This is a genomic window from Sulfitobacter sp., from assembly GCF_036961165.1.
Classification (GTDB): Bacteria; Pseudomonadota; Alphaproteobacteria; order Rhodobacterales; family Rhodobacteraceae; genus Sulfitobacter.
Genome location: NZ_JBALVJ010000101.1, coordinates 1 through 9,063, shown reverse-complemented (window position 1 = coordinate 9,063; position 9,063 = coordinate 1). Strand labels below are relative to the sequence as shown.

Genomic DNA, 9,063 nt, shown 5'->3' with positions numbered 1-9,063 from the left:
GTTCGGGTTGGATACATCTTAGCACGCTGTCCAATTTTGCCGGACCACTTCACTCCAAGCTGCGACTTACATTGCCTTTACGGAGGTCATCACCAAGAAGGTGCTCTACTTCCTTCACGAACGCGGCTGGTCACGGATAGGTTGGGGCATGTCGGTCGAGAATAGAAAACACAAGGAAAGTAGTTGGCGCAGCACCGGTGAGACCGCCACTTGGCGCAATATTGCCTCTCTGGATACCACCATGCCGACCTGGTTTTTCACCGGCAATCTAGCCACAGCCCTCCCTGCTCCCCTCCCGCATGTTTCTCGTTTTTGGCGCGAGGCGGGAATGCAATCTACGCGTTCACTTTAACAGCGGCCCAACCTGATCAAGATAGCTCACTTCAAACCCTGCAAATTCGACCATGCGATCGTAATCATCAAAGGTGACATACCCATCGCGGAACGTGACCATGCCCTGCTCGCGTAGTTGTCGAAGTACTCGATTAACATGCACAGCGCTCAACCCGACCGCATCGGCAATCAAGTACTGGGTCAACGGACAAGCATATCCCGCATTGCTCCCCATCCCGACAAGGGCAAGCCTTTCACCGAGCTCCAACAGGAAATGCGCCAAACGTTCTGTCGCGTCGCGACGCCCGATACCCACCAAGTGTTCGACGACCATCGCCTCGGCGCGTGACGCCGTCCAAAGAACGGCAGTTGCCAATCGCGGTGTTTCCGCAAACACCTCGAACAGATCAGCTGCATGTACTTCGGTGACTTCTATGTCTGTGACTGGCTCGATGCTGTGATCTGAGACGTGCAGGACCACACTTCGCAATCCCAAGAAGTCGCCAGGTATTTGAAAATCAATGACCTGTCGTTGGCCGTCGTGCAGAAGTTTGTACGAACATGCCCAACCGGAAACAAGTATATAGGCCGCTTGATCCGCTTGGCCTTGATGCACCAAATCCCGCCCGGCGACGAAGGTACGCCGACGCTTGTGCAGTCTTTCGAGGACGAAAATCTCCTCCTCGGAGAGGGCGACAAAGGCACCAAGCTTGCGCGCTAGTGGTCTCGTTTCGATGATGAGCCCCTTCCTCAAAATAATAAATACTTACTAAAGAAAAACGCCTCCAACTGATGTCGATCAGCCCAAAGTCTCTGGTTCTTTGAGAGTCTGTCAAGACCGCTGCATGGATCCACTTTGCAAGCGTAATAATCACGGGAAGCCATCAATATGTCCGAACATAGCACGAAATCAGGTATAGCAGCGCTTTCAATTTGTGAAGCACTCCTGCTTGCACTGAACGATGCGAAGGTCCTGCCAGAACGGGAGATTGTCGGTGTCTTAGAAGACGCTGCCAGGTCACATGAAAATGCGGGGGGCTCTAACACCGAGATCGAGGAACACGAAGCGGTCGCAACGCTGATCAATAAGATCATCGCTGGCGGAAATTCGGTCCGGAGACCGTGATACGGGCAGGCGTCTAGGAAACTAGGGGCACCTCAATCAGGCGTTTCCACAACTGCCAACTGCTCTGCAGAGTAGTATGCGATAGATCCACACTTAAACTAATTTTCTGAGGCATAGGCTACGGTCGAAATATATTGCCGACTGTCAGGGTTTTGCAATGGTTTGGCATCAAGCGCGTAGGCACGCAATTGCAGCCTCACTCGCTCGTGCGCCCTTTAAAATGCCCATGAGGCATGACGTAAGAAATCACTCACTCCTTGGATGGGTGTGTGCATCACGTCCTGAATGCCCTTTCGTAAGCTTAACGGCCAAAACCTCACTTTCAGATTCGGGGTAGCGGATGCCGGTTGCGACCTAACCGGGAGAAAATTGTCACTGCGGCGCTAGGGGGGGGCATCAGAGGGACACTGACCGACATCCGTTATAACCACCCTAACAGGCGGGATGACGCTGACAAAAGGCTCGGAAACGGCTTAGACGGCACACCGCTGATCGAGGTTAATGTAGCAACGGCTGAATCTGCACACAATTGCCAAGAAACGCTACGGCCCTCGCGAGATTCCTTTTGATTGGAGCCACTCATGCTGAATAATCTCATACATATCTCAGATACCGCCCGGCCGCGCAATGTCGTCTGCGGCAACAACGCGGGACCATTTTCTGCAAACTGCAACCCGTCCATTCCGGATTTGCTGTCGCACAATCGAGAGCTTGCATCGAAAAACAGACTGTTGAGTGCAGCCCTTGCGCGACTGACGAAGGATGCAGCAACCTTACGATCCAAACTTACACCCCGGCAGCACGAAGCCATGTCCATGGTTCTTGCAGGGCACCCCAACAAGAACATCGCCCCCGATCTACACATCAGCCAGCGCACAGTCGAAAACCACCGCGCCGCAATCATGCGCAGAACAGGCACCGCATCGCTGCCCGCGCTGGTGCGTCTGTCGCTAGGCGTCACATCATACGATAGGAATTGAACATGCCACAATCCATGACCGTCAACCGTCAGCTCTTGCTGGCCAACCGGCCAAAGGGCGAGCCTGACGCAGATACGCTGCGCCTTGCGACGACACCCGTACCAACACCCGTCTCCGGCCAGATGCTGCTGCGGACTGAATACCTGTCACTTGACCCCTATATGCGTGGTCGGATGAGCGATGCTCCCTCTTACGCAGCACCTGTGGCTTTGGGCGCTGTGATGGACGGAGGCACAGTTGCACAGGTCGTCGTATCGCATCTGAAGGGCTACGCACCGGGCGACTGGGTGCTGTGCTTTAACGGCTGGCAAGATTTTGCAATATCGGATGGCGAGAGTGTCACGATCCTCGGCCCTGACCTTGCACATCCATCATGGGCGCTGGGGATTATGGGCATGCCGGGATTTACGGCTTGGGCGGGCCTGACGCAGATCGGTGTGCCGAAGCCGGACGAGACTGTTTGCGTGGCCGCGGCCACGGGGCCTGTGGGCGCGACGGTCGGGCAGATTTCCAAGCTAATGGGATGCCATGTCGTGGGCATCGCGGGCGGCGCAGAAAAGTGCGCCTATGCGGTTGCCACGCTGGGGTTTGATGCCTGTATCGACCACAAATCGCCTGATTTCGTCGCAATGCTGCAGACGGCAACGCCCAAGGGCATCGATGTTTATTTCGAGAATGTCGGAGGTGCGGTGTTTGACGCCGTGCTGCCGATCCTGAACTCTGGCGCACGCATTCCAGTCTGTGGCCTCGTTTCAGGTTATAACGCCACTGCATTGCTGGACGGCCCGGACCGGATGGGCTGGCTTATAGGTCAGATCCTGCGTAAGCGTCTGACGATGCGCGGCTTTATCATCTTTCAGGATTTCGGGCATATCTACCCGGAATTTGCTACCGCGATGACCGACTGGCTTGCGGCGGGCAAGATACACTACCGCGAAGAGGTGATCGAAGGGCTGGAAGAAGCCCCACGTGCGTTCATCGGCCTTCTGCGCGGTGAGAACTTTGGCAAACGGGTCATTCACGTTGGTCCTGAAAAAATGATTGAAAACAAGGAAAGCACAACATGAATGTCCTGATGGTTCTGACGTCGCACGATGCCCTTGGCGATACCGGCAGGAAAACCGATTTCTGGCTGGAGGAATTCGCCGCCCCCTACTATGTCCTGAGCGACGCTGGCGTCAAGATCACGTTTGCCTCGCCCAAAGGTGGCCAGCCCCCGCTGGACCCCACCAGTGATGCGCCCGATGCCCAGACAGACGACACGCGCCACTTCAAAGGTGATGCAGATGCCGGCAAGGCTTTGGCTGAAACAGTCGAACTGGATGATCTGGACCTGAGCAGCTTTGACGCGGTTTTCTATCCCGATGGCCACGGCCCGTTATGAGATCTGGCAGAAGACCCTGCCAGCATCCATCTGATCGAGAATTTCGCCACCAGCGGCAGGCCCATCGCCGCCGTTTGCCACGCCCCTGAAATTTTTCGCCTCACCAAGCGCGCGGATGGAAAATCCTTCGTTTTAGGCCGCAATGTGACCGGTTTCACCAACACCGAAGAGGCCGCAGCGGGCCTGACAGATGTGGTGCCGTTCCTCGTTGAGGATATGCTGATGGAAACCGGTGGCGTTTTCTCCAAAGGTGCCGACTGGGCACCGCATGTCATCGTGGGCGGTAAGCTGATCACTGGTCAGAACCCCGCATCTTCCAAAGACGCGGCTGAAGCCCTGCTTAAACTACTAAGCTAACGGAGATCTGCGCCAGAATCGTCAAAACAAATGCGTTTACAGATACTTCTGGATCGGCAGATGTCCAACTATCCACGACACCGCGCGCCTGGACCATCCCGCTTCTGGCTCGACAGTCATCACACTGGGTTGGCCCGCGCGCGTGACGGACCAGTGCAAAGCACGACCCGTTTGCGTCACTTGATACGCTTGTTCAGGCGAGGATAGCGTGTCGAAAATGGCGCGCAGCTCAACCAATAGGGGTGGCCCCTCGAAGAGCAGCCCCAGTTCAGTATTTGTATAGGCTGATCGTAAGTCAAAGTTCAGCGACCCGACAATGCCTTGCCGTCCGTCTATCATAAACACTTTGGAATGCACGACATCGCGTTTGTGCCCAGCCGACGCAGGTTTAGCAAACTCGAAAATACTGGCCCCAGCAGCCAGCATCGGACCGCGAAAATGTCGGTACGCCCCGTACACCATGATCATGTCCGTTGCTGACAAAGCGTTTGTGACCAAGGAGACTTTTACCCCGCGCCTCATCAATCCAGTGAGACCTGCAAGCCCGGAGGCACCCGGTACAAAATAGGGTGTGATCAATTGCACATCGGTTTGTGCGGCCTCCAGTATCGAGGTGATGGCGGTGTCCATCCAAGGGGTGGTATGCAGATCATACGCCTTGTCAGGCGGATCGGCGAGCAGTTGCACCTTGTTTGTCCAATACAGGCGGTCGGTCAAAAAGCTGTCGGGTGGCCTTCCATTCTGTATCACTCCAGCAAATTCGCATGATGCAGCGGACCGAATATGCCGCGCGAGTCTATTGCGAAAAGCGCGAGGGTTCGCGCGGAACGCAGGCCACAAAGACACAATTGGCAAGGACAAGCCAAGGTTCCAATAGCTGTCGAACACATCCGAAACTTCGGCCACCTTCGGGCCCACTAACATCACATCTGCATCAACCGAGCTTCGGGTGCCATTGTCCGCACTGAAATAGGTATCGCCGATATTGCGGCCGCCGATAATCGCCAGTCGCCCGTCAGCGATCCACATTTTGCCGTGCATACGCCGGTTGAAGCGGGCCAGCCCCAAAAGCATTTCGGCCACGCGGCGCACGGCCTGGCCACGATTGCGCGTCGGGTTGAAAAGCCGCACCTCGATCAAAGGATGCTGCGTCAGGGCTAGAAACGTGCGGTCAAAGCCCTGCACATGGACATCATCCAGCAGCAGACGGATGCGCACGCCCCGATCTGCGGCGGCTACAAGCGCGTCGATCAGCAGCCATCCAGCGATGTCGGTGTTCCAGATGTAATACATCAGATCAAGGCTGCGTCCTGCCTGCGTAGCTGACTGCATGCGGGCGGCAAACGCATCCGTATTGTCCAGAAGCAGCGTCAGTCCGCTTTGTGCCGGATGACTGTGTTCCAGCGGGCCAAGCAACGCATCGAGCGGTGTGGCTAGCTCGGAAAAAGGCAAAGCAGTTGATTCCGGCCCACGCGATTTTTGTAAGAAGCGACGATACGAGCGGTGTGCCAACCACGGCGCCATTGCTACCAGCGCAACTGCGACAATGATCCAGAACAGAAGCATTAGGACATCAGATATCATCCTTGGCCAGCTTCACGATCGGGACCAAAGCGCAGCTTTGCCTTAATCGGCAGATGGTCAGATGCACGGCGGGACAACGGGCTGTCATGCGTGGCAACGTCCAGCAACGTGCCATGTGGCGACATCATCATGCGATCCAGTGCCAGCAGCGGAAAGCGAGAGGGAAAGCTGGGTCGCGCTTGTGCCAACGAAAAATGTTTCTCCAAAGCTTGGAATGCAGCCCCTGCCCCGCGCCATTCATTCAGATCCCCCATTAGGAGCGTTGGACGCCCGTCCAACCCCCCGATCTTGTCGAGCAACGCCCGCACTTGCGCCGTTCGGGACGCTTGCAGCAATCCGAGATGTGCGTTCACAACGCGCAAAGGCCGTCCTGCGATAACCAGATCGGTCACCAGCGCCCCGCGCGGCTCTAGTCCTGGCAGGATCACTTGATGCACTTCTTGGACCAGAGCATTGCGCACCAGCAAAAGATTTCCATGCCAGCCGTGCGCATCCCCAACACCTTCCATAGGGACCGCGATCAGCCCTAGATCATTTCGGATCCTTTCCAGATCGAGCAGGCCCATGCGGTTGCCAAACCGCGTATCCGCTTCTTGGACAGCCAGAATATCCGCTCCTATTTCAGCGATCACCGCCGCAGTCCGCACCAAATCACGGCGTCGATCTGTACCGACACCTTTATGGATGTTGTAAGATGCCACAGACAGATCAAGCGGCGAGGACATGGCAAGCCCCCAAAGCTGGACCCTGCGCAGCCGCAGAGCGTTGGTGATGACCGACGCCGACGACAGGCTCATCGCCCGCCGCAGCGATCATGGGCGACAACAGAGTGCCCGTGAACGGATAGAGTACCCCTGCCGCCGCTGGAATGCCGATGGCGTTATTTGCGAAGGCAAAAAACAGGTTCTGTTTGATATTTTGCACGGCCGCTTTGGCCAGCTTGCGCGCCCGCACGATGCCCATCAGATCGCCGCCGAGCAGCGTAAGCCCCGCGCTTTCTACCGCCACATCGGCCCCGGTGCCCATCGCGATCCCCACATCATCGGCGGCAAGGGCCTGGGCGTCGTTTACACCGTCGCCCGCCATGGCAACTTTGTGCCCCTCAGCTCGTAATTTTTCAATCAGCGATCTTTTGCCGTCGGGCAACACCCCTGCCCGCGCCTCATCAATTCTCAAGGCTCCGGCCACAGCCTTGGCAGTCCGTCTGTTATCCACCGTCGCCATGATGATGCGCAGGCCTTGCGCATGCAGCTCCTTGATCACTGCCGCAGTGCGTTCGCGGACCGGATCCGCAACCGCAACAATGCCGAGAAGCACGCCATCAGCCGCCACAAACATAGCCATCTTTCCACTGGCACGGAGGGCATCGGCCCGTGCCTCAACTTCGTCCGTTTTCAGCCCCGAATTCTGCATCATCGCCGCATTTCCTAATGCAACTATGCGACCGGCGACCGTGCCTTGCACGCCCTTTCCTGTTACTGCCTCAAACTTTTCGGTATTGTCGGCCTCAATCCCCTTCACCGATGCACCGGCGACAATCGCTTCGGCCAAAGGATGCTCCGACCCTTTCTCGAGCGCTGCAGTCAGCGTCAGAATCCCAGATTCATCCTCTTCCTCCAGGACCACCACATCGGTCAGCGCAGGCATGCCCAGCGTCAGCGTCCCGGTTTTGTCGACGATCAATGTATCGGCGCCTGCCATCCGCTCCAGCGCCTCGGCGTCCTTGATCAACACACCTGCCTGCGTGACGCGCCCTACCGCCGTAGTGATGAAAACGATCAGGACAGACACTGCCGCCGTAATCGCGTAGGCCAGCGCAGGTGTTGGACCCCAGATCATCCAAGCCACAAATGCTGTCGCGGAAACCGCCAGTACCACGGGAACAAACACTGCGGCGATCTTGTCGGCGGCGCCTTGGATCGGCGCGCGAGAGAGTTTGGCGTTCGACACCTTGGTGACGGTCTGCGCCAACACGCTATCGGCCCCAACCCTACCCGCCGTCATAACCAGTGATCCGTTCTTGTTGATCGTGCCTCCTGTAACCTGATCTCCGACCGCCTTTTCCACCGGCATCGCCTCACCAGTCATCAGGCTTTCATCAACCGAAGATGTGCCGGTGATCACGCCATCTACGGGAACAGCATCACCGGGACGCACGCGCACTATGTCGCCATCAATGATATCGGCCAGCGGCACGTCACTTTCCGTGCCATCGTCCGAGATGCGCCGCACTGTTTTGGGCGCAAGGTCCATCAGCGCCCTGATCGAGTAGCCAGTGCGTTCGCGCGCGCGCAACCCCAACACCTGCCCAGCAAAGACCAGTACGACAATCACCACCGACGCTTCTAAGTAGGTCCCAACCCCCGTACCCATCTGATAAGATTCGTGAAACACCCCCGGCAAAAATGTGGCAAAGACGGAATAGCCATAGGCTGCGGCGACCCCGATGGAGATCAGCGTCCACATGTTCGGGCTGCGGTTCATGACCGATGCCCGGCCGCGCTGAAAGAACGGCGCGGCCGCCCACAGCACAACGGGCGTGGCCAACGCAAACTCCAGATAGCCCGCCAGCGCGTGCCCGATCCAATCACGCATCGGCAGTCCAATGACTGCGCCCATTGTTAGGATCATCAATGGCACGGCGGCAGCGCCAGAAATCCACATCCGCCGGGTTAAGGTCGCCAATTCAGCGAAAGGCGTATCCGACGCAACCACGGCTTCCAGCGTTATGCCGCAGATCGGACAGTTGCCGGGCGAGTTCTGCGATATCTGTGGATGCATCGGGCAAGTGTATTGCGCGGCGTCGAACACTGCGTGACGTTCTGCCGGAGCCTCGCCGGTAGCATAGACTGATGGATCAGCTTTGAATTTAGCTTGGCACTTTTCGCAACAAAAGTAGAAATCCGTGCCTTCAAAAGCCGCAGTCCGAGTGTCCGGTTTCACAGTTACGGTCATGCCACAAACGGGGTCAATTGCCGACACGATAGGCGCGGCCGTCATTTTCACAGATATTTCACAAGCGCTGCAATGGCCAGAATTGCCACCGCAAGCATGGTCCACATCCACAGACCGCCGTAGCCCATCTCATACCCATTCATCATATGATGTTCTTTCAAGATTGCTTACTCACGACAATGCCATTCGTCGTGCATCTTGTCGTTGATGCAGATCAGCGCATTGCGGGAGATCAAGGCCGCGAGTCAAAAATGTGATTGGAATTCCAAACAGTTTCCCAGACTGAGGTGGCTTTGTTGCACAAATCGTGCCCCGAGGATTCACCACATGAATCCAGCGTGATA

At 56.8% G+C, this 9,063-nt stretch carries 6 protein-coding genes and 3 pseudogenes; 5 read left to right on the top strand and 4 right to left on the bottom strand.

Annotation, left to right across the window (positions count from 1 at the left end; translation table 11 throughout):
* Positions 1 to 40 precede the first annotated feature (40 nt).
* A pseudogene (locus tag V7730_RS22780) lies at positions 41 to 352 on the top strand (DUF2061 domain-containing protein); the annotation flags it as partial.
* Here V7730_RS22780 and V7730_RS20710 read toward each other — a convergent pair.
* On the bottom strand, positions 344 to 1,072 hold the full coding sequence (locus V7730_RS20710) for a Crp/Fnr family transcriptional regulator (RefSeq protein ID WP_335749464.1): 729 nt from the start codon (positions 1,070 to 1,072) through the stop codon (positions 344 to 346). The pseudogene V7730_RS22780 and the gene V7730_RS20710 sit on opposite strands and share 9 nt — an antisense overlap.
* A gap of 150 nt (positions 1,073 to 1,222) precedes the next feature.
* Here V7730_RS20710 and V7730_RS20705 point away from each other — a divergent pair, with 150 nt between their 5' ends.
* From V7730_RS20705 to V7730_RS20690, 4 genes and pseudogenes are all read left to right on the top strand, one after another.
* The gene (locus tag V7730_RS20705; RefSeq protein WP_335749462.1) at positions 1,223 to 1,459 is read left to right on the top strand and encodes a hypothetical protein; all 237 of its coding nucleotides are present in this window, start codon (positions 1,223 to 1,225) and stop codon (positions 1,457 to 1,459) included.
* A 581-nt stretch (positions 1,460 to 2,040) separates the two neighbouring features.
* Positions 2,041 to 2,439, top strand: a complete 399-nt coding sequence (locus V7730_RS20700) for a response regulator transcription factor (RefSeq protein ID WP_335749461.1) — start codon at positions 2,041 to 2,043, stop codon at positions 2,437 to 2,439.
* A gap of 2 nt (positions 2,440 to 2,441) precedes the next feature.
* Positions 2,442 to 3,506, top strand: coding sequence for an NADP-dependent oxidoreductase (locus tag V7730_RS20695; protein ID WP_335749460.1), 1,065 nt, complete (start codon positions 2,442 to 2,444; stop codon positions 3,504 to 3,506).
* Positions 3,503 to 4,180 (top strand): annotated as a pseudogene (locus V7730_RS20690) (type 1 glutamine amidotransferase domain-containing protein). The gene V7730_RS20695 and the pseudogene V7730_RS20690 overlap by 4 nt, the downstream one beginning before the upstream one ends.
* 36 nt (positions 4,181 to 4,216) lie before the next feature.
* Here the strand turns inward: V7730_RS20690 and V7730_RS20685 are convergent.
* From V7730_RS20685 to V7730_RS20675, 3 genes and pseudogenes are all read right to left on the bottom strand, one after another.
* On the bottom strand, positions 4,217 to 5,764 hold the full coding sequence (locus tag V7730_RS20685) for a phospholipase D-like domain-containing protein (protein WP_335749459.1): 1,548 nt from the start codon (positions 5,762 to 5,764) through the stop codon (positions 4,217 to 4,219).
* A complete protein-coding gene (locus tag V7730_RS20680) occupies positions 5,761 to 6,489 on the bottom strand; it encodes an endonuclease/exonuclease/phosphatase family protein (protein WP_335749463.1) in 729 nt (242 codons plus the stop codon). Before V7730_RS20680 ends, V7730_RS20685 begins: the two co-directional genes overlap by 4 nt.
* 12 nt (positions 6,490 to 6,501) lie before the next feature.
* Positions 6,502 to 8,764, bottom strand: a pseudogene (locus V7730_RS20675) (heavy metal translocating P-type ATPase); the annotation flags it as partial.
* Between the last annotated feature and the right edge of the window lie 299 nt (positions 8,765 to 9,063).

What these genes read in the sequence shown, in the direction of transcription:
- V7730_RS20695 (WP_335749460.1), top strand. Translation starts at nt 2,442, where the DNA reads ATGCCACAATCCATGACCGTCAACCGTCAGCTCTTGCTGGCCAACCGG.
- V7730_RS20705 (WP_335749462.1), top strand. Translation starts at nt 1,223, where the DNA reads ATGTCCGAACATAGCACGAAATCAGGTATAGCAGCGCTTTCAATTTGT.
- V7730_RS20685 (WP_335749459.1), bottom strand. Translation starts at nt 5,764, where the DNA reads ATGATATCTGATGTCCTAATGCTTCTGTTCTGGATCATTGTCGCAGTT.
- V7730_RS20700 (WP_335749461.1), top strand. Translation starts at nt 2,041, where the DNA reads ATGCTGAATAATCTCATACATATCTCAGATACCGCCCGGCCGCGCAAT.
- V7730_RS20680 (WP_335749463.1), bottom strand. Translation starts at nt 6,489, where the DNA reads ATGTCCTCGCCGCTTGATCTGTCTGTGGCATCTTACAACATCCATAAA.